Origin of the sequence: Mucilaginibacter sp. Bleaf8 (assembly GCF_018390515.1) — a bacterium.
GTDB lineage: Bacteria > Bacteroidota > Bacteroidia > Sphingobacteriales > Sphingobacteriaceae > Mucilaginibacter.
This window is the reverse complement of record NZ_JAHBBK010000001.1, coordinates 1,303,588-1,329,678: the sequence shown is the minus strand read 5'-3', so window position 1 is coordinate 1,329,678 and position 26,091 is coordinate 1,303,588. Positions and strand designations below refer to the sequence as shown.

Sequence of the window (26,091 nt, the reverse complement as noted above, 5' to 3'; positions counted from 1 at the left end):
TCAAAGATTCCGGGTTAGAAAGAAGCGTTAATACCAAATAAAAAGGTGCGTGGTTTTGGATAATCAAAGAAGGTAATACCTTGTGCAAAATTGTTGCCGGTTGATGCTGTTGATGCATTGCTCGACCCGTTGACCGTATAAGTCGTAACCTCCGGATCATATCCGCTGTATTTGGTAGTAAGGAACCAGTTTTGCACACTGGCATAAACCCTTAAATTGCTTAATTTTAACTTTTTGGTGATGTTGTTGGTAAAGGTATAACCCAGCAGTAGGTTACGCCCGCGTATAAATGAACCATCTTCTATCATGTGGCTATCTACAGTACTGGTGTAGCCGGCAGAAGCTGGTCTGTTTTCAGCAATCATGGTGTTTTGGTTCTGTGGTGTCCAGCCGTTCAGAACAGTAGCATAGCTGTTTGCCTGACCGGTGCGGTCTTCACCAGAGTGGCGGGAAAGATTCAGGATATCATTACCATACATGTATTGCAGGTCTACAGTCAAATCCAGTTGTTTGTAACGGAAGGTGTTCGAGAATGTACCAAAGCCTGTAGGCAGGCCTTTGCCTATAATAACACGGTCGGCATCATTGATCTGGCCGTCGCCATTGATATCTTTGTGTTTAACGTCGCCAGGAAGCTTGCCATATTTAGCAGCTTCTGCAGCTTCATTGGTGCCCCAGATACCTTCTCGTACACGGCCATAGAATGCCCCTGCCGATTCGCCAACCCGGATGATATTGGTATTTGAAAGAAAGTACGGGCTTGGGAAAATGTCATCATTAGCTTCGCCCAATGCCAATATTTTGTTTTTATTAATAGAAATGTTGAAGGTAGTGCTCCAGTTAAAGTTAGAGGTTTTAATGTTAACTGTATTCAGTGCCAGCTCTACACCTTTGTTTGATAAGCTTCCAATGTTTTTATAAATGCTTGAGAAACCGCTTGAGATAGGTACAGGTGCATTTAGCAACATATCGGTTGTTTTCTTATAATAAACGTCTCCCTCAAAGCTAATGCGGTTGTTGAATAAACCTAACTCGATACCTGCATCGAACTGTGCGGTTCTTTCCCATTTCAGATCAGGGTTGGCAAGGGTAGAGATGCTTGTGCCCGATGCTCTTGTTCCACCAAAAATAGCCGTAGAGTTAGTTAAAAATGCTAAAGAGTTATAGGGCGTTATTTCTGAGTTACCGGTTAAGCCGTAGCTGGTGCGGAATTTCAGGTTGCTGATTGTTTTATTGTTTTTCAGGAAACCTTCTTCAGAAACGCGCCATGCAAATGCTGCAGACGGGAAGAATGCATACTTTTTGTTCTCACCGAATTTAGAAGAACCATCATAACGGCCAGTTACTGTAAACAAATATTTCTCGTTCAAGGTGTAGTTTAAACGGCCGAAATAGGAGTTCATGCTCCACTTATAAAAGTATGAAGATGGGGCCTGTGGGTTTGAACCGGCACCTAAGTTAAAGTACTGGAAAAAGTCGTCGGTAAAGCCTTGAGTTATCGCACGGTTAGTAAAGCTGTCATTAGCCTGCCAGCTTAAACCTAATACGGCATTCACTCGGTTATTATCGTTGATTTTTTTGTTGTAGGTAAAATAGTTTTCTGTTTGCCAGTAGTTTTGACGGGTGTTGTCTATACGTGCCTCGCCCTGAACATCAGCACTTAACTGGCGCAGTGTGCGGCTCGAATAAAAATCACCCTGTTGGTTATTGGTATTAACACCTAACGTACTGCGGAATTCCAGATCCTTGGTCAGGTTCAGATTCACATAAACATTGCCCAGGGTAGTTTGGGTACGATACAAATCGTAGCGGTTACGCTGCAGGTTCACCGGGTTTTCGCCACCTTCCATATTCGGATAATCGGCGTTGCTGCCATATTTACCATTTGGATACATTACCGGGATGATGGGCAGTGTTTCAACCATCATACGGGTAATAGTTAAACCGCCGGTGCCGTTGTCTACCTGATGGTCATCAACGTTGTTAAAAGTTAAGCTACCGCCTACTTTCATCCAGGGTTTAATCTGGCTGTCGAACACAAAACGACCTGAAAATCTTCTTAGGTTCGATTCGCGGACGATACCGTTCTCGTTGGCGTAGTTTAAAAATAAGCCGTAAGATGTTTCCTTATTACCACCGGTAAATGAAATGTTCTGGTTATTGCTAACGGCTGTTTGGGTAGCCTCTTTTTGCCAGTCGGTATCATACAAAGGGTTACCGTTAGAGTCGAAAAGGTTAGGCAATGTTCTGCGGTAATCCTGCGGGTTTTTGTACTTACCCTGTGCAAAACCAGTCGGGTCGTATTTCTGTGCGTTGCGGTAAGCATTATCTTCAACCTGTATAAACTCTTTTGAGTTCAACACATCCAGTTTCCGCGCCATGGTACCGAAGCTCACATAGCTGTTATAGTTAACTCGCCCGCCGTTGTTGCTGCCTCGTTTGGTGGTAACGATAATTACACCGTTAGCTCCACGCGCACCGTAAATAGCGGTTGATGACGCATCTTTTAACACGTCAATCGATTCGATATCATTTGGGTTAAGGTAATTTATCGGGCCGGCACCAATTACACCATCCACTACATAAAGCGGGCTGTTGTTGGCATTAATAGAGTTAGCACCACGAATAATTACATTGGTGCTACCACCAGGGCGGCCCGAGTTGATAGATACATTGACACCTGCTACGCGGCCTTGCAATTGCTGCTCCACGTTGGTGGCCGGCCTTTCCTGTAAGGTTTCGCTTTTTACCGACGCAACCGAACCGGTTAAATCCGATTTTCTTTGCGCACCGTAACCAATGGCTACTACGGCGTTCAGCAGGCGGGTTTCGGTTTTAAGGGAAATAGTGAGGGTTGTGCGGCCACCTAAGGCTACTTCCTGCGATGTGAATCCGACACTGGTAACCACCAAGGTGCTATTAGCATCAGCCACTCTAAGTGAAAAGCTACCGTTAACATCGGTAGTGGCACCGGTTGTAGTGCCTTTTACTTTTACGCTGGCTCCGGGTACGCCTAAGCCTTGCTCGTCAACCACTTTACCCTGAATGGTTTGGTCGGCTACGATGCTTGCGTTTAATGGAGCGTCTTTTTTACGGATAACAATCGTTTCAGTAAAAATCTTGTAAGTCAAAGGCTGATCTTTAAAGGCTACTTCCATAGCTTGTGATACAGGTGCATTACGCATTTGTATGCTGATTGCTTTTGCTGCAGCCAAATCCATCTTATCATACAAAAAGTGGTACCCGGTTTGCTTCTCTATTGTTGAAAGTAGCTTTTTAAGGGAGGTGTTCTTCTCGTTCAGCGTAACCTGCTGACTGTAAGTTTTGGCACTCACCTGGGTAAGGGCTGCAATTAAAAAGAATGCAGTGAATTTCATTGCCAGCAAAAATTTTGATGTAGGGGGCCATACCTGATGCACGGCCTTTGCATTAGATTTCATAGATTAGTAGAGATTGGGTTAATAAATTGTCAGTTTGTAAAATGGTGATAGTGAAGGCCCAACATTGCCGGTTAAGTGTTGCAGCACTTGCCGGCTCTTTTGTTTATGGGCAACTACATTCAGCCGGAGTGGTAAAATTGCTTTTTCATACTTACGGGTTTACTTAAATTGGTATATAGTTATTGGTTTAAAACGATGATATTTTTGCCATCGGCTTTCAGGTTTACGCCTGTATACCTGAGCATTTCAAGCAGCTCATCTACCTTCACTTTGCGGGGTAGGGTGCCGGTGAATTTTTTTGCGGGTATTTTGCCCTGGTAAATAATATTCAGATCATACCACCTTGCAGCCTCCTGCAGCACTTCACTTATGGTTGCATCATCAAATACAAACACGCCGTTTTTCCAGCCGGTAATTTCGGCGGTGTTTACATCGCGTTCAATTTGCATGCTGCTATTAGTACGGATAGAAGCCTGATCGCCTGGTTTTAAAATGTTTTCGTCCCGGCCATCGGTAATGCGGATGCCGCCCTCCAACAAGGTGGTTTTTGCGGCAGACTCGTTTTCATAATTACGCACATTGAAATGTGTTCCCACTACCTGGATGCGCGTAAGGCCCGATTGAACAACGAATGGCTGCTTTGCATTCTTTGCAACCTCAAAGTAGGCCTCGCCCGCCACCTGTACATTGCGGGTTTTGCCGGTAAAGCTGGATGGAAAAGTTAAAGAGCTTGCGGCATTAAGCCACACCTTTGATCCGTCGGGCAATACAACCTGATACTGGATGCCGGCCGGCGTGGCTATGGTGCTGTAAACTGTTTTTGCAGTGTTATGGCTGATCGTGTTAAATACCAGCATGCCTTCCTTACTCTTGCTTATTTCAACACCGCCCTGCTTGCTGAGCAAGCCTTTATGCGCTTCGTCCAAAACAATCATCGTTCCGTTCGATAGTTTCAGAACGGGGTGGCGCTCATGCTGTGAGGTAGTTTCTACTTTAGCTATCCTATGCTTAGGTAGGGTTTGATCTGACGCTTTAAATTTTATGAATACGGTTAACCCACCAACCAGCAAAACGGAAGCTGCTATGCTGAGCTTTAACCACAAGTTTGATTTAGGATTGGATTGGGGTGTACTGATTAGTAACGGTTGATTTGCTTTATGCAAGATGTTATTTAGTATAGCCTCGCTTTTTTCTGCAGGTATGATCTTCGTGTCGGCCTGTAGTTCATCCCATGCTTTTTTAAGCAATAAGGTTGTTTCACGATCATGCCTGTCCAGGTTCAATAAATAAAACAACTCACCAATCTCAGCGGATGATGCCGTTTTTTTATAATACTTATCGAACAGGTATAATAACCTGAATTTTTTATTGTTCATGCAAGAATAAAACCTGTTAGGGCAATTGGTTAATCAGTAGCCGGGGGGCTCTCTATTCTTAAAGACACATACGCGTGCTAAAAAGGGGGTATGCCTGCTCAGAAAAAATTATAAAAATTTTATGATCAATAACAAGGATAAACTAACCTCTTGGTTTTTAAGCAAAAAACCGTTGATGGACGATTTGGCCAGTTGCAGGTATTTTTTAACCGATTCGGTTGAAATACCTAAGCGCTGGCCAATCTCGGTATATTTAAGCCGTTCATGTCTGCTCAAAAGGTATACCTTTTTTTGCTGAGCCGGTAACTGGTCAATAGCTTTATCGAGCAAGGCATAATAAGTATGGTTAACTTCTGTTAATTCGTTATTATGCCGGATAGCTTCAGTAATATAACTATTCTGCTTTATGCGCTCACGTACTATTTTGCGTAGCTCATTCAACGCATGGTTTTTGGATGCTACAAATAAGTACGCTTTAAAATTAGCCACGGTGAGCAGCGTATGGCGGTTAAGCCATATTTTTAAAAAAACATCCTGTACGATCTCCTCTGCCACTTCGGCTGATTCGGTAATGCGGTATATGTGAGTTGCCAGCAACTGGTGATACTGCATAAACAGGCAGCGAAAAGCCTGCTCATTACCTGCAGCAACTTGTTGCAACAACGCCTTCTCATTAGCAAATGTCTCAATAAGCATAGATGTAATTGGTAGGCTATAGAGGCTTAACCCCTTAAGCAATGGTAAAATAATATTACTTTTTGTAAAAAAGCAAATTAACTATCGCTATAATCAGATTTAAGTTTCTGTAAACTTATTTAGGTAAAGCATTCAACTGATTAGTTTAAAATGTCCACATAAAACTTTTTATCTAAGATTTAATTTTAGTACACATTAACTCTACGTATTATTTAAGCCTTGTATAACAACCGATCACATTGTTGATTTTGGCGTTAAACAAAAAAGGGAGCTAATTGCTCCCTTTTTGCTTTTTAAATAGCTGTTGTCTTTTCCTTAAGCCAACCGCTTTCTTCGGCGGTTAAGTACGGGCTCAGTTTTTCATATACTGTTTGGTGGTACTGGTTAAGCCAGTTGATGTGCCTTTGTTCCAGCAAATCCTTTTCTACCAGCGATGTGTCAATAAAAGCCAGGGTAAGCGTTTCAAAGGCATAAAACTCTTCAAACTCACTCACCTGATCTTGTACCGTTAAAACCAGGTTCTCTATCCGGATGCCATGTTTGCCGGGACGATATACACCAGGTTCTATAGACGTAATCATACCTAGTTCCAACGCAACCGGTGCATTGGTAGGGTTTAATACCTGCGGACCTTCATGCACATTGAGATAAAAGCCGATACCATGCCCTGTGCCGTGGCCATAATTAATAGCATAATCCCATAATGGCTTGCGGCAAATGGCATCAATCTGATAGCCGCGCGTGCCTTTCGGGAAACGGGTGATTGATCCTTCAATCATGGCTTTTAACACCAAGCTATAATCAGCCCGCTCTTCGGCTGTAGCGTTACCCATTGGTATAACACGAGTAATATCGGTAGTGCCGTAAAAGTACTGGCCGCCCGAATCTACCAGGAATAAACTTTCAGGTTTAACCTCGCTGTTGCTCTCGGGCGTAGCGGCATAGTGTGGCAGTGCACCATGTTCTTTATAAGCACTGATTGTATTAAAGCTGATGCCGGAGAAGCCTTCTTGTTCGGCTCTGAAATTTTGTAGCACTTCAGCCGCAGAGAGTTCGGTGATTGGTGTTTTGCTGATGTTGTCCTCAATCCACTTCATAAAGCGGGTCATGGCAACCCCATCTTTCAGCATGGTAGCCCGCATGCTTTCAATTTCGATTTGGTTTTTAACTGCTTTGAAGTTAGTGGATGGATTAATGTCCTGTAAAATATGTACGCCTTTTGGCAATAGTTTATACAAGCCAAAGCAATTACGTTTAGGGTCTATTAAGATGCTGCTGTTTTGCGGTATGCTGGCCAGTGCTTTATCAATAGCCTCATAAGGCAGTAGGGTAACGCCTTGTTGTTGCAAGAGTTGTTCATCCTGCTCCGATAATTTATCGGGGGTGATAAAAAGCGTGGCATCTGTTTGGCTTACCAACGCAAAACTTAAAACAACGGGGTTATAGCTTACATCTTTACCGCGGATGTTAAATAGCCAGGCAATATCATCTAATGATGACACCAAATGGTAGTTTGCCCTGTAGTTTTTCAGCGCAGCTCTTAACCGGTTCAATTTTGCAGTAGTAGCTTCGCCTGTATACTTATCATTAATTAAAAAAGCTTTTTCGGCAGGCAATGGTGGCCGGTTAGCCCATATATCATTTAAAAAATCATAGCTTTTAAGCTGAATGTTTTTGTCGGCCAGTTGTTTTTCTAAAAGTTCGCCCAACATTACAGAAAGCATGCGGTCATCACAAGCAATAACAGCATTATCGGCCATTACCTCATGCAGCCAGTCAATATATTCGGGCGTGTGCTGCACTTTTAATTTCATCAGCTCATAACCGGTGTCTTGCAACTGTTCGGCAGCCTGTACAAAATATCTGGCATCGGTCCACAACCCGGCAAAATCATGCGTAATTACCAGTGTACCTGCCGATCCGGTAAAGCCGGAAGCAAAATGCAGGCATTTGTAATGATCGGGCACATACTCGCTGATGTGCGGATCGGCTGACGGAATAATATAAGCATCTACGCCATGGGCTTTCATTTGCGCGCGAATGGCTTCGAGTTTTTCTTTATAGGTCATTACAACAGTATTAACGTTTTTGCAAAGGTATCTTTAAGTATTTAAATCTAACCAACAATCTTGCTATGGCATTGGGCTCTTCTTATAAAAACATACTACAACTGTTTTGGTGAAGGCAATGCTGATAACTCTAATGTTGCGCAATATTTAGCTCTGATTTTCAGTGTTTTAAAACGAATGCTTCTTGCGTATTGAATAAATTTTAGAAAGATACTTGTCAAATACTATTAAAAGATGCAATTTTGTTGCAATTGTGAAAGAGCACAGAAACAAACATATCAGCATTTTTAGTCGGGCGTTAGCATGCCTGATGGTGGTGCTGTTTGTGTCTATTTCGGTAGTGCAGGCATTTCACAGCCATACACGGGTTGTAAAAACCGAGCAATCGGATGATGATGGTACTGACGAAGAGTATGTTTTTGCGTCCGATAAATGTAAGCTTTGTGATTATTATGCGCATAAGCATGGTAGCGAGCTGCATGTTTCTTATCCGCCGGTGCTTACCGTGCCCATGCCTAAAGCAGTCACTTTAGGTCATCGTGTGTATGCCGGTATTTATAAATTCACGCTTCAGGGCTTTACCAACAAGGGTCCTCCTATTATTTCCTGCTAAGGAGTACACTGTCTGTACCTCCTGTATTTTGATGTAGCCGTTGGTTCCAACCGCTGCAATAGTTCCATTTTTATTCATTTTAATTAACACCTGTTCGGTGTAGGCCTTGGCTTAAGCATGTTCTGTGCTTGTGATGGCTTGCATCAGCTTTGCGGCTAATGAAGTTTATTGGTATGATTTGCCTGTATCTGCTCTGCTTGGGCAGTGCTCAGGCTCAAAAGTTAACCCTGTCGGGCAACGTTCGCAACGTAGCGCAACGGCCTTTGCAAGCGGTAAAAGTAATTCTGCAACCCGGTTCCCGGACCCTTTTAACCGACTCTGCGGGGAATTTCCGGTTTACCGGCCTGAGTGGGGGTAATTATAATGTTTCTGCATCTACTGATGGTTATCATACGGCTACAGCTACGGTTTATTTGCCGGTTACACAACCCATCGTGCTTATACTAACCCCATCGCGGCATCATTTGCATGATGTGGTGATAACAGACCAATATGCACAGCTGCGCAAGAAAGAAGAATCGTTAAACGTAGAGGTAGTAAACAGCGACTTTATACAGCGCAACCTGGGCGGATCATTGATGGCAACCCTATCGCGACTGCCCGGTATCAAAACCATAGGCATTGGTTCGGGGCAATCTAAGCCGCTTATACGCGGTTTAGGTTTTAACCGTGTTGTAGTGGTTGATAAAGGCGTGAAGCATGAAGGCCAGCAGTGGGGTGCCGATCATGGGCTGGAGTTAGACCAGTTTGCCGCCGGCGAGGTGGAGATTATTAAAGGTGCAGCCTCATTTATATATGGGTCCGACGCTATTGGCGGTGTGATTAATGTAAAGCAGGCACCTATACCAGCTGCCCATACCATGGGTGGCTCGGTTGATCTGATTGGTAAAACGAATAATAACCTGTACGGCACCTCGGTCAATCTGTATGGGCGTAGTAAGGTATGGTTTTTTGATGCAAGGGCAACTTACCAGAATTATGGTGATTACCGGGTACCAACTGATAAGGTTTCCGTTTACAACTATCCGGTTTCGTTATATAAAAATCACCTGCGTAACACTGCCGGAACCGAAACCGGCCTGCATTTTAGTACCGGATATGTTAGTGATCGTTTTCGTTCGGTATTTTATGTAAGTAACGTTTACAGTAAAAGCGGCTTTTTTGCTAATGCACATGGTTTGGAACCGCGGCAGGTTGATACCCGGTTGCACGATAGTTCCAGCCGTGATGTGCAGTTGCCCAGCCAGGAGGTAAATCACTTCAAGGTTATCAACCGCAGTACTTATCATGTGGAAAATCATCAGCTGGAAATGGAGCTGGGATACCAGCGCAATTTCAGGCAAGAGTTCAGCAACTATATAAATCATGGCTACATGCCGCCCAATTATCCCGATAGCATGCGCGTTCGCATCCCATCTACGCTGGAGCGGGAGTTTGATAAACATGTGTATTCGTTAAACTTCAGAGATGTAATATCGCTTGGTAAGCACACCGTGACTGCCGGCATCAATGGCGAGTATCAAGACAATGACAGAAGCGGCTGGAGTTTTTTAGTACCGGCCTTTAACCAAACGCTGGCTGGCGCTTTTGTATACGACAAGTTTGAGTTGAATGACCGTATACTATTGCATGGCGCATTGCGGTATGATTATGGCCGGATAAACATGTTCCGCTATGCGGATTGGTTTCCGTCATACCGCGACGAGGATAATACCAGAACGCCCGAGTACCTGGTACGGGCTGATAATAAGACCAGAACTTTCAACAGCCTGGTGTGGTCGGTTGGTATGAACTATAATCTGGAAGACTTTACCATCAAAGCCAATGTAGGTAAAAGCTTCAGGATGCCTATTGCCAAGGAGTTGGGTGCCAATGGCGTAAATTATCATTACTTCAGTTATGAAAAAGGTAATGCTGATTTGTCGCCCGAGCAATCCTACCAAGCCGATCTGAGCGTGGGCTTTGCACATAACAGATGGTCGGTTCAGGTAAGCCCTTTTTACAACTATTTCTCTAACTATATCTACCTGAATCCAACCTCGGCACATGATTACTTCTACGGTGCCGGTAACCAGGTATTTCAATATACACAAAGCCGTGTTGCGCGCTATGGCGGCGAAGTGGATGTTAAATACCAGCTGCTTAAAAGCCTGACTGCGGAGGCGTTGGGCGAATATGTGTATGCACGCCAGCTATCGGGCGATAAAAAGGGATTCACCTTGCCCTTTTCGCCGCCGGCATCATTGCTGCTCAATCTGACATGGTCGCCGCAGGTAATACGAGGGCTAAACAACACCTACCTATCGGTTGATTACCGGTTAACCTCTAAACAAAACCGTATCGTACCGCCCGAATTGGTGTCACCAGGATACAATATTGTAAACGTACAGGCGGGAACCCGCATCAGGTTATACAACCAGCCTGTGATGGTAAGCTTGCAGGCACAAAACCTGTTCAATACCCGCTATTTGAATCATACCAGCTTTTACCGGCTCATTAACCTGCCCGAGGCCGGTCGTAACATCATACTGTCGCTAAAAGTGCCTTTTCAGCTTGTTTCATCTAAAAATTAACAAATAAGTAATAAACATCAATTTAACACAAAAAGCAAAATCATGAAAAACAACAAACTCATTGCTGTGCTTTTCTTTGTCGCCGCAGCCTTTTCGGCATGTAAAAAGGATGACAATAAAAACGAAGATGCCACTGCACCAACTATTGAAGGGCTGGAGATTGGCATTGGCAACAATAAAATTGCCCATCCAGGTAATGACCTGCATCTGGAAGCTAAAATTACGGCTTCGGCAAATATCGCCAGTGTAGTGTTAGACATTCATCCCGAAAGTGGTACCGGATGGAAAGTAAATACCACCTACACAGAGGGCCTGGCAGGTTTAAAAAATGCTGAATTTCATAAACATGTTGACGTTCCTGCCGATGCTGCTTTGGGCGATTACCACGTGCACATCAAAGTAACCGATGCTAATGGTAAGGTTACCGAAGCCGAATCAGAACTGAAATTAGAATCAGACCCTACACTGCCCTCGGTTACCGGTTTTGAAGTTGGCCTGAATGCAGCCGGCAACGATCTGCACGCCGAAGCTGCTATTAAAGCACCTAACAAAATTGCCAGTATAACCATTGAAGTGCATGGCGATGGCTTTGAAAAGGAATTTGTGTATACCGATGCTGCCATGGTTGGCCAAACCAGTTACAACCTGCACAAACATGTTGATGTTACCGCTGCCCATAAAGGCCACTACCATGTGCACCTGAAAGTGGTTGACCAGGCAGGTAAAGAAAACGAATTTGAAGAGCATTTTGATAAACCCTGATCTGTAACGGGTGCTTTAAGTAAATCTAAGTATCTGTAGAACTTATCGACCAAGAGGCCGGGCAATTTATTGCTCCGGCCTGCTTAAGTTATTTATTAATTAAACAATATTATGAAAAGACAGCTGATCGCTTTGTGCCTCATTTTTATCGTTAGTGCAGGCGCTTGTAAAAAAGATAGTAACGAGAAAATAGATACCGAATACCCGGTTATTGACATCAGCACGGCAGATGCGTTTCCAAAGCAGTGCAGCGTGGTAAAACGGGGCCAGAAGTTCAACTTCAAAGCTAACCTGACAGATAACGCCCAGTTAGGCTCGGTAAGCGTGGATATCCATCACAACTTTGACCATCATACGCACAGTACCGAGGTTTCTGATTGTGGCATGGATCCCATTAAAACTCCTGTGAAGCCTTTTCTGTTGATTAAAGATTTCTCTATCCCTGCCGGCCAAACCTCTTATCAGGTAAATGCCGAAATTAATGTACCAGCTGATATTGATCCCGGCGATTATCACTTTTTGATACGCCTTACCGATAAAGAAGGGTGGCAAACCATTAAAGGCCTTAGTATAAAAATTCAATAATGATTAAGTACTAATTTTGCGAGGCAACCACCGGCAGCAAGTGCCTTGTGGTTGCTATTTTGCTTTTATAAGTAATTAACATACTGCTCTTCAAAACTACCATCACTGTATAAATCAATAATGCCATAGCCCGGTGCGGTTTCCCTTCGGTTGCCATTCCACCAGGCGCCGCTTACGGCACCATCACAAATGTAGGTTACATTGTTGTATACCACTTTATCGCGCAGGTGTATGTGGCCGCTCAGGCATAGCTTTACATTGGGGTGCTGGTAAAACAGGTTAATAATTTTGGCTGTATCCGTATGCATATCGCCGCCCAGCATTTGCCATTTGTTCACAATATTGTCCTCAACCATTAACGTAGCCGTAAGGATGGGGATGTGCGACAATACCAGTACCGGCATTTGTGGATTGGTTTGCTGTAATTCGTTTTGTAGCCAGGTAAATTGCTCGTCGCCAAGCTTGCCGATATACCAGGTGCCGTCAATGTCCAGGTGCACGCTATCCAGCACAATAAACTTCCAGCCGTTTTGCGTAAAGCTGTAGTAGGGCTTGGAAAGTTTAAGCTGATCGAGCGAATACTGCTTACCATACACAGCCGTCCCTTTGTTGTTCTCATACCACCAGATATCATGATTGCCCAGGCAATAGCGCATGGGCAAACTACACTCTGATTTTACAATACCATGCCAAAGCTCCCATTGTTTGTTGATGGTGCTAAGGTTTTCCTTGTTCATATCAAAAACAATATCGCCGCCGTTCAAAATCATATCAACCTTGGGTTGCTGTTTTTGCAGGTGGTGCAGGCACTTAACAAACTTTTCGGGTGCACCTAACTCATTCTTTAAATGCACATCGGTAATGTGTGCAACCCGAAGCACCCGTTTCTTTTCGGTTGGCGATGTGGCTAAGGCAAGCTGGGGTGCTACAACCAGGCCGCCTAAGGTTTTAAGTGCAGATCTTCTTTCCATGCGGATGCAAATGTTACTTATGGCTTTGGGCCATCAATTTCAGAATTTTATTGAATATTTCGGTGTTTTGATAAGTGCCGATAAACTCGCTGGCTCCGGGCCCGTAAGCAAATACCGGTACGTTGATGCTGGTATGGTCGTTGGTGCTAAAGTTGCCCAGTACCATGCCTTTAGCTGTCGAAGCATCTAATAGGCTTAAGCCACCGGTTTCATGATCGGCAGTAATTACTACCAACGTTTCGCCGTCTGCATCGGCAAACTTCAAGGCCTCCGCTACCGTTTTATCAAAATCGTGTAGTTCGGTAATTACATATGGTAAATTGTTAGCATGGCCGCCGTAGTCTATCTGAGCACCCTCGGCCATAATAAAGAACCCTTTTTTGTTATCTGCCAATAAGCGCAGCGTTTGCTTGAGCGATTGGCCCAGCATATCGCCTCTGCCATCTTTTATCGGCCGGGTTTCCGCATCAGGTAGTAATACTACTTGTTTAGCAGATTTAGCAGTGGCTAAGTCAGATAGTGAAGTGCTGATGTGGTAGCCTTTCTCTTGCAGCTTTGCTGTTAGCTGTTTGTCTGTATTGTTAAAGAAGCTTTTCTGGTTAGAACCAATCAGCACATCCACATGGCCTTGCAAAAAGTCGGCGGCAATGGGTAAGGATGATGAACGTTCTGACTGGTGCGCATAAAAACCTGCCGGTGTAGCATCAGTAATATCGCCGCTGCTGATGATGCCGCTTTTAATGCCGTAATGTGCCAGTGTATCGGGTAAGTTAACCAGGGGTTGACCTTGTGTATTGACGCCAATGTAGCGGTTGTTGGTTTTTTGTCCGCAGGCCATGGCGGTAGCGCCGGCCGCCGAGTCGGTATTGTCGGAATTGGCGGCACATGTTTGCGAAAAGCCGGCGTAATGGCACTGCAGCATATTGAGCTGCCCATGGTTGGCGGTTAACCCTGCTTGTATCTGCGCCAGCCCCATGCCGTCGCCAATAAGAAGAATTACGTTTTTTACTTTTTTGGCCGTGCCATCGGTTTTATAGGTAGGATGATAAACTGGGTAAGGGGTAGGGTTGTTGTATTCCAGCTTATTGCGGTTGATGAAAAAGTCGTGTACCTGCTGCGGGTGATCGGTATTGATCCAGTCTGCACCTAATTTTTCGAGTTGGATCCAGGTGTTTGGGCTATCCTGCGTAGCCCAAAAGCGGAAGGGTTTGTGCTGTTGGTGCGCCGCATTAATCAGCGCAGTAATTTTTACAGAATCGGGCGGGGTGAGCGTACCTTTTCCATTCCACACTGTGTAAGTGCTCAACTCATCGCTAATCATGGCAATACGCTTTAGCTGGTCAGGCGTGTAATTGATATTTGGGCGACCATCAAAAGAAATATAGGCAGGATACTGGCTGTATTGTGCAGGCTGCGGCATATCGCCGCTTAGTACAATTTTTACACCGTGTGCGTTGGCAGTGCTGGTAAATACATCGCGGTAAGGTTTCAGCTCGTTGATTAAAGCCGGTATTACATGTGCATGATCCTCCTTAATATCAATCACCAGCTGCAGGCTTTGGGTGGAATCTGCATACGGGCGGTTGCCGTTTTTACGGAACAACGCAGCCAGTGGTTTCAGGTAAAGCTCATCAAGCGTACGACCCTCGGCAATTTCGTTACGCTCATGTGCTACATAAAGCTTACCATTCAGCAAAAATACATCGGCCTCAATAGAACCGGCCCCGGAATAATAAGCTTGTAAGAATGGGATGTTTTGCTTGTAATCGTTATGGCTATGCGCACGGTTAGCATTTAGCGACTGCGCAAAAACTCCCGTCTGGCTTAAGCCAAGCGCCAATAAGGAAAGTAAAAGGTTCTTTTTCAAAGTATAAATAGGATTAAAAACAGATCGCGGGTCATAAACCCGCGATCTGTTAAATTTAACGAAATTACCAGCCCTGGTTCTGTTTAATCACACCGTTGCTTCTGTCAATCTCTTTTTGAGGTACAGCCCACACATGGTGCACCGACGGGTTGAAATTGCGCGCCGGCCAAATAACCTGTCCGTTTACGCCATGCAAGGGTTGCGCATAAGCAGCCTGCGCATCGCCCCAACGCACCAGGTCGCGATGACGGTCGGCCCACTCGCCGGCCAGCTCGCAACGGCGCTGCCTCTTCAGTTCGGCCATGTTGGCGCCTTGTATCGGTTGTAAACCTGCCCGCTGGCGAATCATGTTGATTTCCTTATCCGCATTTTTACCCTGCATTAATTCGGCTTCCGCTTTAATCAAAATCACCTCTGCATAACGTAGCAAGGGCACGTTTAAGTTGGTGGTCGGATGGTCGCCGTTTGAACTTATGGTACTGCCGATAGCATTTGCCGGCTTAAAAGGGTCCATGTATTTATTGAATTGGTAGCCCGATAAGCTATTCACAGAACTGTAAGTGGTTTCCACACCCAAATAGGTGAACTTATCACCGGGTTTCAGAATGGTTGCCTCGCGGCGCTGGTCGCCGTTTTCAAACGCATCATACAACTCTTTGGTAGGTTGATAGTAGCCCCAGCCATTGTACTTGCCCCAGCCTTTATTTTCGAGCATAACACCCGGTAATATGCTGCCCCAGCCCGAAGCGCCTTTGGTAGTGCTTACCGCCGACCAAATATACTCTGAACTGTAATTGTTAGCCGCCTTAAATACGTCAGCATAATTATTAAGCAGCGCCCGTTTCCCAAAGGTCATAACCGAATCGGCATATTTTTCGGCATTGGCATAATCCTTCTTGTACAAATACATTTTAGATAGATACCCCCAGGCCGCTACTTTATGCGGACGGCCGTAATTGGCTGTGCCCAGCTGGTCAAGATACGGCAGCAGGTTAGCCGCTTTTTTAAGCTCGCTTTCAATGTAATTGTAATTTTCGGTGATGTTAGCCGCCCGCGGGGTAGGGTTGGGATCATTGTTGTTTCCGCGGGTAATGATAGGCATACCAGCGCGGTCATCCGCATAGTTGTAAGCCATCTGGAAATACATCAGGCCGCTCAAAAAATAGGCTTCGCCCAGCAGGCGGTTCTTCAATGAACCGTCCATGCTGATGGCCGGAATCTTGTTGATTACGTCATTTGCGCGTCGTATCACGGAATAACGCATGTCCCACTGGTTAACCGTATAGCTGCTGGAATAATAGGTGCTGCTGAAGTTCTTAATGGCATCGGCATTAGTGTTAATACGGCCGGTAACCATATCATCGCTGGCGTTAATGAACCACATATAACCACGGCCGTAAAACTCTTCACCGTCAAATGGTTCGTACATGGCGTTTACGCCCTGTTCCGCATCAGCTTGAGTTAGCCAGAAATTGTTCTCTGATACCGTACCTTCTGGCAGGATGTCCAGCTTTTTGGAACAAGCGCCCATCAGTAAGCTTACTGATAGAATTAATACATTGTTTATAATCTTTTTCATGCTCTTGTCGGGATAGTTACTTGTTTACAAAGTGAGGTTAATACCAAAAATGAATGACCGTGATTGCGGGTAGCGGCCTACATCAATACCGTAGTTATCAAAGCCAACTTCCGGGTCAAATCCTTTGTATTTGGTGAAGGTGAACAGGTTGTTGGCCGTTGAGTATATACGCAAACTGCTTATGCCTGCTTTGGTTAAAAGTTTGGGTGAAAATGTATAACCCAGCGTTGCGTTTTTGATGCGCAGGTATGAACCACTCTGTATGTAAAAATCGGAGTTGGTACCATAGTTGCCGTTATCGTCGCTGGCAGTAACGCGTGGTATGTCGGTGTTTGTGTTTTGCGGCGTCCAGGCATTTAATACATCTTTCAATAAATTGTAGTTTTGGCCTAATCCACCTGTGCTTAAACTGGTGTAACGTAGAGCGTTGTATAGCTTGTTACCCTGTACGCCCTGAGCAAATATGTTCAGGTCAAAGTTTTTATAGTTGGCATTAAAGCTCAAACCGTAAGAAAACTTGGGATAAGCACTGCCCAAAAACTGACGGTCGCCATCATCTATTTTTCCGTTGCCGTTAGCATCAACAAAGCGAATATCGCCTGGCTTGGCATTAGCCTGAATTAAGGTGCCATCTGCCGCCTTATGGTTATTTACCTCATCCTGGCTTTGGAACAGACCATCGGTTTTGATGGAGTAGTAAGAGTAAAGCGGCTGTCCAACTTCTACCTGGATTGGTGATAAAAGTCCTCTTACGCTTGGCCCGATGTAGTTAAGTCTGGTGGCGTTGTTAGGTAAAGAGATTACCTTATTGTTAATGGTGCTCAGGTTACCACCAATACTATAATGAAAATCTTTTTTAACATCACTGTTGTAATTGATGCCCAGTTCAATGCCTCTGTCGCGCACCTTGCCTCCATTTACCCAAATAGAACCTATACCCATACCAGCAGGGATGCTCGTTAGCATGTTTCCGGTATTTTTAACAAAGTAATCGGCTGTTAAAGTAACGCGTTCATTCAGGATGCCTAAATCCAAACCGATATCAGTTTGCTTAGAGTTAGCCCAGGTTAGGTTCGGGTTAGGGCGGTCATAACTGTAATAGCCGTTAACCAGTGTAGGGTCGGCCCCTAAATAAGCGATGCCTGGATTCAGGTTCGGGAATACCGCGCTGGTACTTACTGAAGAGAGATTACCTAATATCCCGTAGCTGGCCCTTACCTTCAGGTTACTTAACCAGGTAACGGGTTGCATAAAGTTCTCGCGGCTGATTACCCATCCGCCCGAAATGGCACCGAAGTTTTGGAAATGTTCTTGTGGCGCAACCAGCGAAGTGCCGTCACGGCGGCCAGTTAACGATAACAGGTATTTACCATCGTAATCGTAATTTATCCTACTCAAATAGGAAATCACTGTGCTGTTTGATCTGTAATCAAATGGTCTCACCAGGGTACCTGTGCCGTTACTAAAATAGCGGAATAATGGATTCTCGTTACCAAAGCCCGAAAGTGTGGCAGACAATCCCTGGTTTGAATCTTTCTGGTAGGTGTAACCCGCCAGTACATCAATATGATGCTTGCCAAACAATTTGTTGTAATTTAAAGTCTGCTCTGCCAGGAAACTGTTTTGTGTTGATGATGATTCTTCGAGGGTGTTGGTTAAGTTTGGCTTGCCAACCTCAGGTACGATGGGGCTGAATTTTTTGAAATAATTAAACGTTTTGGTGATTGAGTAATTGGAGCGGAATTTTAAACCCGGTAAAATGTAAGCCTCCAGATATGGATTGGCAATAATGGTATTGATAGGGTTGCTGCTATCAATACGTTCCAGATTAGCTACAGGGTTAACCACATCACCATAGCCTGCGGCAAACTGAATAGGCAGGCCAGAGTAGGCCTCCGTTTCGGTACGTGGCGTGATGCTTGGCGGGTAAAAAATGGCCGCCTGTATGGCGCCTGTATAACCGCTAAACGTATTGGTACCTCTGCCATTGGTGTTGGTGAATGATAGGTTTTCGCCTACCTTAAGCCATTTGTTTACCTTATGATCAGAGTTAATACGGAACGCATAACGCTCAGCAAAAGTGTTTAACAGAATGCCTTCACCCTTACGGTAATTGAAGCTCATGTAAAAGTTGGAATTTTCATTACCGCTGCTTAAGCCAATATTATAGTCCTGTGTATGGCCCGTTCTGAAAATTTCATCCACCCAGTTGGTACGGGTTATCTGGCCATCCGGATTAGCAGCAGCATCAAATGCCGGAATTCTTTTTCTACCTGCATTATCGGTAGCCAGGTTATATACATCAGCATATTCCTTTGCGTTTAACGGCTGCAAAGTGCGCCATGCCGATTCAAAACCGTATTTGGCGTCAAATGTAATAGCCAGTTTGCCTTTGGTACCCTTGCGGGTGGTAATCAGTATAACCCCGCCTGATGCACGCGCACCGTAAATAGAAGCGGAAGCATCTTTTAGCACTGAAACCGACTCAATGTCATTAGGATTGAGTATTGGGGTGCCAGAAGAATATATCGAACCATCCACTACATATAGCGGCTGCTCGCCGTTGATACCACCTATACCACGGATGTTTACTTGTGGGGTAGCTGTCGGATCGCCACCGTTGTTATTTACAACAACGCCGGGTGCTTTGCCTTGCAACGCTTCCTGCATGTTACGGAACGAGCGTGATGTAAGTTTATCCAAACCTACACTGGTTATGGCGCCGGTTATGGTAGCACGTGTTTGGGTACCGTAACCTACAACCACCACTTCTTTTAATGACTGGTTGTTGGCTTTTAGCACTATATCAATATTGGATTGGCCTTTTACGGCAATTTCCTGGCTGTCGAATCCCATGTAGGTATAAACCAATATGGCATTCTCGTCAGCATTAATGGTATACTGGCCGTTCAGGTTAGTTGTGGTACCGGTTGATGTTCCTTTTACGGTAACATTTACGCCAATCAGGGTTTCGCCTCGCTCATCGCGCACGGTACCGCTCACCGGTTTTGCTGCCGTAGCTTGTGCAGCGTTAACAGGTGCGGCTACTACCGATTTTTCTTTTTCAACCTGTAACAAAATATGCTGCTCATCAACCTGTTTTATGCTTCCCTGGTATCCTTTAAGCAAATGTTTTAAAACATCGATCAGCAATGCGTTGTTAGCCTGATAACTAACGGTACGATCGGGGTTGAAGTTGCTGGAGTTGTAACCAATTTTGAATGCTGTTTTGCGTTCAATAATACGGAGCACGTTTTTAATGCTTTCGTTTTTCACAGCAAGGCTAATGCGCATGCTGTTCATGCTCTGCCCTTCGGCAGAAAAAGAAGGTGTAGTGATGATGGTTGACATCACGAGCATGACCAGGAAAACAGAAATTTTTCTGACCGGGATTTTGTGATAAAGATTTCTCATTTTTACTCTGTTGTTAATATGATTTTCGGAATCGTGTGAAATAACAAGGCCCGCTGCTTCAGCAGTCCTTAAAGCAGGCAGGTGTTAGCGCACCGGCCTGTTTCTGTTTTATGGCGTTACATGGCTAATGGCATTGATCTGTTTGAATTATTACTTGATTGGGTTGTATCTGGTAATGCATACCAGTAAGCTGGCTTAACACGGCCAGTACTTTGTTTAATGATTGACGCGAAAAGCCAATGGTATAGCGGCAGTTAGCTTTGGACTGACCATTAAGTTTAATGCTGGTATTGTAGTGCCGCGATAGCGTAGCGGTTATTTCGCCAATGCTGGCATCTTCAAAATAAAGTTCACCGTTTTGCCAGGCGCTCAGCTTTTCGGCATCGGCGGTTCTGATAGCATGACGCTGGGTTTTGGTGTTGTATACCAGCAGCAGGTTATGCGTTAGTACTTCTCCTAACTGTTGTAGCTTGTGCTGCCTTTCTTCGCTCACTTTTACCCGGCCATTTACAACAGCTACTTTGATTTTAGATTCATTCTTATAAGCATGTACATCAAACTCGGTACCCAGAACGCGGGTTTGTAACCTGCCGGTTTGGATGATGAATGGCCGGCTGGCATCGTGCTTTACCCTGAAATATCCCTCGCCCGATAGGCTTACCCGGCGTAACTTCGTGCCAAAATCATTGTTCACAACAAGTGAGGAGGATGCATTAAGAACAACTTCGGTACTATCAGGCAGTGTAATGATTTTGCGTTCACCCCGCTCGGTAGTAAATTGCTGTGAGGTCGGTGTTTGGGTTTTTTTTAACTGCGAATACAGCACGTATGCAAAAGGAATAAGCAATAATACAGCCGCTACTTTGAAGTAGTTATGCCGCATGATATGCAGGCTCGCAACTTTTACGTTGGTTTGTTTAAGCACTTGTTGCCTGGTGTTTTTTATCAGGCGTTCCTCATCTGCATAGGGTATAAGTTGTGGCTCGGCTTGATTAATCTGTGCGTACCAGCGCTCAACTCGTTCCCGCTCTTCGGGCGTAGCTGTGCCGGTTTGGTAGCGTTGTAGGAGTTCCTTAATATGTGCCGATTCTTTTGCGTTCATCTGTACATATAATCGGCGGTTACGGCTGTTTGTACCGTTAAATAATCATGAAGAGTTTATTAGGATGATGTTAAGGGTGCTTCTATCGGCCGGAAAGCCAAATCCTAATCAGTACAATTAAGAATAAAGAGCTTTCCATTCTTTTAAACCGCATCATAAGGTGTTTAACGGCGATAGAAAGATTGTTCCGGACTGTTTGTTCAGATAAGGAGAGCTTTTGAGCGATATCCCGCACCGGCAAGTGCTCCTGCCGGCTTAGTTGGAAACTTTTTTTGACGTTTTCCGGCATCTTTTCTACTTCGTTTGCCAGCCACACCTGCAGTTCTGTTTCGGTAACGGCTTCATCGGGCGGCATTACCAGCAGGTGGTCATATTCGGGTAATAGGGCTTCGTAACTAATTATTTCCCTGCTGTTGTTGATGTAGAAATCGAGTGCCTTATGCTTTGCGGCTTTGAAAAGGTAAGGTAACAATGAATCGGTAATAACCAGGGAGTAGCGGTTATTCCATAAAGATATAAAGATGTCTTGCACGGCCTCCTGTGCATTTTCGGTCGACCGGGTTTTATGATAGATGTGCCTGAACAGCTGCCGGTCGTACTTTTTCATGAGCAGCAGCAGGGCTTGCTGGTCATCCGACTGCAGCCTACTTAACAAATCCACGTCCGAAAGTAACCTGTGAAACATCGCCTCAAACCTAAAACTTCGGGTTTAACACAATGTTAGGATTATATCAAGATAGTAAGTGCCAAAAATTATTTACAGGTTTTTAGGTGCAGCACCAGATGTGAGGGAGTGTAGTAACGGAGTTGTGTGAAAGTTTCATGACTTCAAATCAATATATAGCTGAGCTCTTAAGCCAGAAAACAGAAAGGGCACTATTTATAAAAAATGAAATTCGCGTCTTATAAAGACGAAAGGCTTAGGCCAAATTAAGAAGCTATGTACTCAATTAGCCAAGCAATAACCTGAAAAGAAAGTTAGGTAAGGAATTTTAAAGAACCTTTAGATTAAAATAAACAGGCAAGTCGAATAAAGAATTGACTTGCCTTTAAAGTTACTCTTGTAATGAACATGTTATGGTTTGTATTATTCGCCAATCAGCTCAATAAGTTCTGTATTATTAGCTTGTTTGGCATATTGCAAGGCTGTTTTGTGTGATGCATCCTGTTGAGCTTTATCAGCGCCATGTTGTAGCAGCATCTTTACCATTTTGCTATTCTGGTTGCGCACGGCATGCATTAGCGGTGTACACCCTTGCTTGTCTGTTTGGTTAATTGCGGCGTCTTTTTCTATTAGGTAATAAGCTAAACGCTCATTTTGCAGTTTCACTGCCAGCAGCAAAGGCGTTTCGCCATTTTTATTCGCAGCATTAATATTATAGCCTTTATTTAGCAAATACTTAATTGCAGGCAGGTCATTGTTTTTTACAGCATTCAGGATGTCATGAGCAAAAAGAGATGTCGAAATCAATAAAAGAACGGGGATTAATAATAACTTTTTCATTATATGTTTAAACGTGTAATTTGAACAAAGCTACGATGATTTGCATTACGTAGTTTTTGACGTAAATACTGATATTTAGCCTGTTTAAGAGTTAGTTAAATAGTAGTACGGTATTCAAAATGGCCGGGAGAAGCTATGCACAGGTTCTTAAAAGATTTATGGTTGATAGTTAGTCTTTTAGTTAAAAGCCTAATTACTTATAAGTTGATGAATCCTGACATTGTCTTTACAAAAATGCAAGTTGCTGATAATCAGATCAAGAAAGCGTTGGCGCTGGATGTGCTTCAAACTATATTCCGTTTTCCCATTCATTCTATTCATGCACTATGATCATTTGCAGTTAAAATGAACAAAATGCCATTAGGTTAAAATATGAAGTATATCGAAATTTGATATGTAGAATTCAGGGAAATTCTGCAATAAACCTAAATTACAGATTATTAAAATTTTATGGAAGCTGGGGTTGATATGAGAAAAAGAATGCGTAATGTAAAAGTTGCGAGCTTTATGATTGTCTTGTCGTTTGTATTTATCGCACTGTTTTGGTATCGTGAATATCAGCATAATTTTTCTGCACCTTCAAGTCTGAAAGAAGTGCGTAAAACCGACAAAACAAATAAAGGGAAAAGATTATCCTTTCAGGTTGAGCAACCTGTATATAGAAAATCACCAATTGTGAAGTAGCCACAGGCCTTATTTTGCAACGCATAGCTATTAAGCTAAACAATTTAATAAAAGCCTAAATGCCTATAAGGCATTTAGGCTTTTAAGTAAATTAACAGGTGTATTTCAGGTAGTCAGATTACACCTGTTGCATATCATCGTCAATTCTGTCTGCTTTATGCATATCGCAAAGTCATATTAAATTAAGCAGAGGGGAAAGTAGAAGCTGTTTCTGTTTGCGAGCCACTGTCCATGTTCAATTCTTTGATTTGATCATAATTCATTAAAAACGATTTAGGGTTAAAGGCAGAAGACCGCATAAGTTTGATAAACTTAAAATACAGCGTCTTATAGTCGGCAGACATCCGGTCTTTATACCGGTTAGTGAGGTAATAAGAAAGCGCATTTACCTGAAGCAATTTATAAGTGTTATCGGTGTTTGGCTGCGTTAGCGCTTTCACAGAGGCATCTATGTAATTATTATCAGCGCTGTAAGGTATCAGCCGGGCGGCCAGTAAATCCAGAAGCGATTTCATGTAAGGTGTAAATTTATTACGGTCGTCTTTGTAATCAAGCATAATTAGCTCAAAGATGCTGAGCGCTTCCTGCTGCCTTCCTAAATCTAACAGAAAGTGTGTTTTACTGATTAATAAACCAAGGTGGAATTGAGGCAGAAATTGCTGATTGTTATGGTGAACGCGGTGTAAAACCGAAATGAAGCGGAGCATCTTGGCTGGGTTAGCCGAAATCATGAGGGTGCCCAAGGCCAGCATATATAAGATGTGGTTTGAGCTGAGCTTATTCAGTTGATGCCGTTTCAGTACAGGATGAAATATAAACCTGGTAATTTCAGCAATAGCTTCTTTCTTTACAACCTTGAATTTTAAAAAATGATACAGTGTCTCAAGGCAGTTAAGCGGGTTGATTTGGAAATGCAAATAAGCATTGGCCGGGAACTTTTTTAGTTCATTGATGCAGGTTTCAACACCTGGTGCATTCAATGATATTACATGGATAATTGCTGTACAGGTATAGATCCATATTTTACTGGCATCCTGTAGCTTTAGTTTCAGTAAGCTTTGCAAGGCTATTTCATAATCAGACGAAAGGAATTCAATTCCGAAAAAGTACTGAAATAGTTCCGGGTTCGAAATATCAAAGGGTAATCCGCCGCCATCTTCGGTATCGCTTAGTATCCCCTGGTCTGCCAGCTTCGCCAAAAACATAATGAGCGTTGCTTTTTCCGAAGCAATAAGCTGTATTCTTGGCAAGTAACTGAAAATAATAGGCTCATTATTTTTCAGGGCAATAAATATACACCATTTAAGTACCTGCAACCGCAACCTGTCATTAAACGTATTGCTTATTTTATCAATAAGTTCGCCGTTGAAGCGGTCCCGGTTTTCGGCTATCAGTTTAGTGGCCGTAAAATAAGTCAGGATGCGTTCATGTACAAATTCTATACATTCTGTATACCCGGTTGAGCTGCTCAGGTTTATTTCACGTATAATACCCGTGCTGATGAGTTCCTGGTAGCCGTTGTTCAGCTCTTTTATTCCCGGATAAACCGCCAGTATATTGGTGCAGAACCTGTTATCCCTGAATCTTCCCTGCTCAATAATTACCTGCAGTAATAAAACCTTTTCTGTACTGTAGCGGCCGGTATAAATCTTGTCAACAATGTAGCTATGTATAACTTCGTAAGTGTCAAAAACGTTTAGTTCGTCCAAAACGAAGTCTTTTGAGTTTTGCTGATAGTAATACTGGAAAAACGGCGGGTAACTGAATAGCTGAAATATGTCCTGGTGAAGTTCATAGGTCATTTTCAGGCCGGGCTTGATCTTATTGCCCAACTGCACAATTTCCGAAGCTGTAAGAAGCGGTAAATTACGGTCTGGATTTTCTTCGCTCATAAAGCCCGTATACCAGTGTTCCAGCTTATTTTCGGCCTGCAACTGCCGGCGAAAGTTAATCCAGGTTGCAGAACGCATGGTAACAATGATCTTAAAGTTGACAGATTCCTGGTAAACTGCAATAATATCTAATAAAAGATGCTGTACTGTTTCAAGCTGGTCGGGCGGTAGCGATGTTAAATCCAGTGCATCAATAACCAGGTGAAACTTGTAACGTGCCAGGTGTGCTTTGATGGCATCGTGCTCAACTTCAGATGCTGTTGATGCTCCGGATAAAGACAGCAGCCAATGATATAAATTACCTTGTTGATTTGCCGCACTCAGCATCCGGCTGCTTATAAAAAGGATAATATCAGGGTTGTTTTGTTGTTGGTTAAGTTGAATTTGCTCATCTACCCAGTGGCATAGGGCAATGGTTTTACCATAGCCGGCGGGCGCTGCCAAAACAGTTCCTATACAGGGGCTATGTGTAAATATTTCCAAGTGTTCTCGCAATACGTCGCGGGGAATGGTAAGCGGAAATTGAATGCCTGACTTACTTTTGAGTGCTTGCAATGTACGCTTGGATGTTTCCAGCGCACGTTGTTGTAACGTATTCATATCCCTGGGCGGAATTGCTGGCGCAGCAGGCAACTGCTGTTGTTTATGCTGATTCAAAAAGCTTGTCCAGCTCTCATGCCCTGCAAATTCGGCCAGTACATTTAAAGTGTACAGAGAAGGTTGAAAGGTATAAGCAGCAAAGCCGAAAATTCGCTTTAATGTAGAGTTGCTTACCTGCTTTTTAGTCTTGTCGGCTATCAGCAGCGAGAGTTCTTTAAAAACCGCAGGTGTGTTTGCTTTAAGGTTAGCAGCCGTTAAAACGGCATCTTTCAACAGGTCAAGATCTTGTTGTGATATGATACGCATGCTGATAAAGTAAAAGTTAAGGTTAGAACTAATATTTCAATAGATCGGCTACGAATGG

17 protein-coding genes are annotated in these 26,091 nt (G+C 43.8%); 5 read left to right on the top strand and 12 right to left on the bottom strand.

Annotation, left to right across the window (positions count from 1 at the left end; genetic code table 11):
• Window positions 1-14: 14 nt before the first annotated feature.
• From KHS38_RS05705 to KHS38_RS05690, 4 genes are all read right to left on the bottom strand, one after another.
• Entirely contained in the window at window positions 15-3,440 is a 3,426-nt protein-coding gene (locus KHS38_RS05705; RefSeq protein ID WP_213487536.1) for a TonB-dependent receptor, read from the bottom strand.
• A gap of 179 nt (window positions 3,441-3,619) precedes the next feature.
• Window positions 3,620-4,816 (bottom strand): FecR family protein, encoded by a 1,197-nt coding sequence (locus KHS38_RS05700; protein WP_213487535.1) that lies wholly within the window; start codon window positions 4,814-4,816, stop codon window positions 3,620-3,622.
• 108 nt (window positions 4,817-4,924) lie between these two features.
• Window positions 4,925-5,512, bottom strand: a complete 588-nt coding sequence (locus tag KHS38_RS05695; protein ID WP_213487534.1) for an RNA polymerase sigma factor — start codon at window positions 5,510-5,512, stop codon at window positions 4,925-4,927.
• Between the two features lie 293 nt (window positions 5,513-5,805).
• The gene (locus tag KHS38_RS05690; RefSeq protein WP_213487533.1) at window positions 5,806-7,581 is read right to left on the bottom strand and encodes an aminopeptidase P family protein; all 1,776 of its coding nucleotides are present in this window, start codon (window positions 7,579-7,581) and stop codon (window positions 5,806-5,808) included.
• A 253-nt stretch (window positions 7,582-7,834) separates the two neighbouring features.
• Between KHS38_RS05690 and KHS38_RS05685 the strand changes: the two genes are divergently transcribed.
• From KHS38_RS05685 to KHS38_RS05670, 4 genes are all read left to right on the top strand, one after another.
• Window positions 7,835-8,194 (top strand): hypothetical protein, encoded by a 360-nt coding sequence (locus KHS38_RS05685; RefSeq protein WP_213487532.1) that lies wholly within the window; start codon window positions 7,835-7,837, stop codon window positions 8,192-8,194.
• A 158-nt stretch (window positions 8,195-8,352) separates the two neighbouring features.
• Window positions 8,353-10,767: a TonB-dependent receptor gene (locus KHS38_RS05680; protein WP_213487531.1), complete on the top strand. Its 2,415-nt coding sequence runs from the start codon at window positions 8,353-8,355 to the stop codon at window positions 10,765-10,767.
• A gap of 42 nt (window positions 10,768-10,809) precedes the next feature.
• Entirely contained in the window at window positions 10,810-11,529 is a 720-nt protein-coding gene (locus KHS38_RS05675) for a DUF4625 domain-containing protein (RefSeq protein ID WP_213487530.1), read from the top strand.
• Between the two features lie 111 nt (window positions 11,530-11,640).
• Window positions 11,641-12,114: a DUF4625 domain-containing protein gene (locus tag KHS38_RS05670; RefSeq protein ID WP_213487529.1), complete on the top strand. Its 474-nt coding sequence runs from the start codon at window positions 11,641-11,643 to the stop codon at window positions 12,112-12,114.
• 65 nt (window positions 12,115-12,179) lie between these two features.
• Here the strand turns inward: KHS38_RS05670 and KHS38_RS05665 are convergent, their stop codons facing one another.
• From KHS38_RS05665 to KHS38_RS05635, 7 genes are all read right to left on the bottom strand, one after another.
• Window positions 12,180-13,085 carry a metallophosphoesterase family protein gene (locus tag KHS38_RS05665; protein ID WP_213487528.1) on the bottom strand — a complete coding sequence of 302 codons (906 nt, stop codon included), beginning with the start codon at window positions 13,083-13,085 and terminating at the stop codon, window positions 12,180-12,182.
• Between the two features lie 13 nt (window positions 13,086-13,098).
• On the bottom strand, window positions 13,099-14,952 hold the full coding sequence (locus KHS38_RS05660) for an alkaline phosphatase (RefSeq protein WP_249665291.1): 1,854 nt from the start codon (window positions 14,950-14,952) through the stop codon (window positions 13,099-13,101).
• A 64-nt stretch (window positions 14,953-15,016) separates the two neighbouring features.
• On the bottom strand, window positions 15,017-16,531 hold the full coding sequence (locus KHS38_RS05655; RefSeq protein WP_213487527.1) for a RagB/SusD family nutrient uptake outer membrane protein: 1,515 nt from the start codon (window positions 16,529-16,531) through the stop codon (window positions 15,017-15,019).
• Between the two features lie 24 nt (window positions 16,532-16,555).
• Window positions 16,556-19,945, bottom strand: a complete 3,390-nt coding sequence (locus tag KHS38_RS05650) for a SusC/RagA family TonB-linked outer membrane protein (protein ID WP_213487526.1) — start codon at window positions 19,943-19,945, stop codon at window positions 16,556-16,558.
• 124 nt (window positions 19,946-20,069) lie between these two features.
• A complete protein-coding gene (locus KHS38_RS05645; RefSeq protein ID WP_213487525.1) occupies window positions 20,070-21,047 on the bottom strand; it encodes a FecR family protein in 978 nt (325 codons plus the stop codon).
• Window positions 21,048-21,129: 82 nt separating this feature from the next.
• A complete protein-coding gene (locus KHS38_RS05640; RefSeq protein ID WP_213487524.1) occupies window positions 21,130-21,732 on the bottom strand; it encodes an RNA polymerase sigma factor in 603 nt (200 codons plus the stop codon).
• Between the two features lie 402 nt (window positions 21,733-22,134).
• Entirely contained in the window at window positions 22,135-22,551 is a 417-nt protein-coding gene (locus tag KHS38_RS05635; protein WP_213487523.1) for an ankyrin repeat domain-containing protein, read from the bottom strand.
• Between the two features lie 450 nt (window positions 22,552-23,001).
• Between KHS38_RS05635 and KHS38_RS05630 the strand changes: the two genes are divergently transcribed.
• A complete protein-coding gene (locus tag KHS38_RS05630) occupies window positions 23,002-23,235 on the top strand; it encodes a hypothetical protein (protein ID WP_213487522.1) in 234 nt (77 codons plus the stop codon).
• Window positions 23,236-23,417: 182 nt separating this feature from the next.
• On the opposite strand, the gene KHS38_RS05625 is transcribed toward KHS38_RS05630, so the two are convergent.
• Window positions 23,418-26,033: an NACHT domain-containing protein gene (locus KHS38_RS05625; RefSeq protein ID WP_213487521.1), complete on the bottom strand. Its 2,616-nt coding sequence runs from the start codon at window positions 26,031-26,033 to the stop codon at window positions 23,418-23,420.
• Window positions 26,034-26,091: the final 58 nt, after the last annotated feature.

Excerpts from the sequence above, each read along its gene's own strand:
- KHS38_RS05705 (WP_213487536.1), bottom strand. The coding sequence starts at position 3,440 with ATGAAATCTAATGCAAAGGCCGTGCATCAGGTATGGCCCCCTACATCA.
- KHS38_RS05700 (WP_213487535.1), bottom strand. The coding sequence starts at position 4,816 with ATGAACAATAAAAAATTCAGGTTATTATACCTGTTCGATAAGTATTAT.
- KHS38_RS05695 (WP_213487534.1), bottom strand. The coding sequence starts at position 5,512 with ATGCTTATTGAGACATTTGCTAATGAGAAGGCGTTGTTGCAACAAGTT.
- KHS38_RS05690 (WP_213487533.1), bottom strand. The coding sequence starts at position 7,581 with ATGACCTATAAAGAAAAACTCGAAGCCATTCGCGCGCAAATGAAAGCC.
- KHS38_RS05680 (WP_213487531.1), top strand. The coding sequence starts at position 8,353 with ATGAAGTTTATTGGTATGATTTGCCTGTATCTGCTCTGCTTGGGCAGT.
- KHS38_RS05675 (WP_213487530.1), top strand. The coding sequence starts at position 10,810 with ATGAAAAACAACAAACTCATTGCTGTGCTTTTCTTTGTCGCCGCAGCC.
- KHS38_RS05670 (WP_213487529.1), top strand. The coding sequence starts at position 11,641 with ATGAAAAGACAGCTGATCGCTTTGTGCCTCATTTTTATCGTTAGTGCA.
- KHS38_RS05665 (WP_213487528.1), bottom strand. The coding sequence starts at position 13,085 with ATGGAAAGAAGATCTGCACTTAAAACCTTAGGCGGCCTGGTTGTAGCA.
- KHS38_RS05655 (WP_213487527.1), bottom strand. The coding sequence starts at position 16,531 with ATGAAAAAGATTATAAACAATGTATTAATTCTATCAGTAAGCTTACTG.
- KHS38_RS05650 (WP_213487526.1), bottom strand. The coding sequence starts at position 19,945 with ATGAGAAATCTTTATCACAAAATCCCGGTCAGAAAAATTTCTGTTTTC.
- KHS38_RS05645 (WP_213487525.1), bottom strand. The coding sequence starts at position 21,047 with ATGAACGCAAAAGAATCGGCACATATTAAGGAACTCCTACAACGCTAC.
- KHS38_RS05640 (WP_213487524.1), bottom strand. The coding sequence starts at position 21,732 with ATGTTTCACAGGTTACTTTCGGACGTGGATTTGTTAAGTAGGCTGCAG.
- KHS38_RS05635 (WP_213487523.1), bottom strand. The coding sequence starts at position 22,551 with ATGAAAAAGTTATTATTAATCCCCGTTCTTTTATTGATTTCGACATCT.
- KHS38_RS05630 (WP_213487522.1), top strand. The coding sequence starts at position 23,002 with ATGGAAGCTGGGGTTGATATGAGAAAAAGAATGCGTAATGTAAAAGTT.
- KHS38_RS05625 (WP_213487521.1), bottom strand. The coding sequence starts at position 26,033 with ATGCGTATCATATCACAACAAGATCTTGACCTGTTGAAAGATGCCGTT.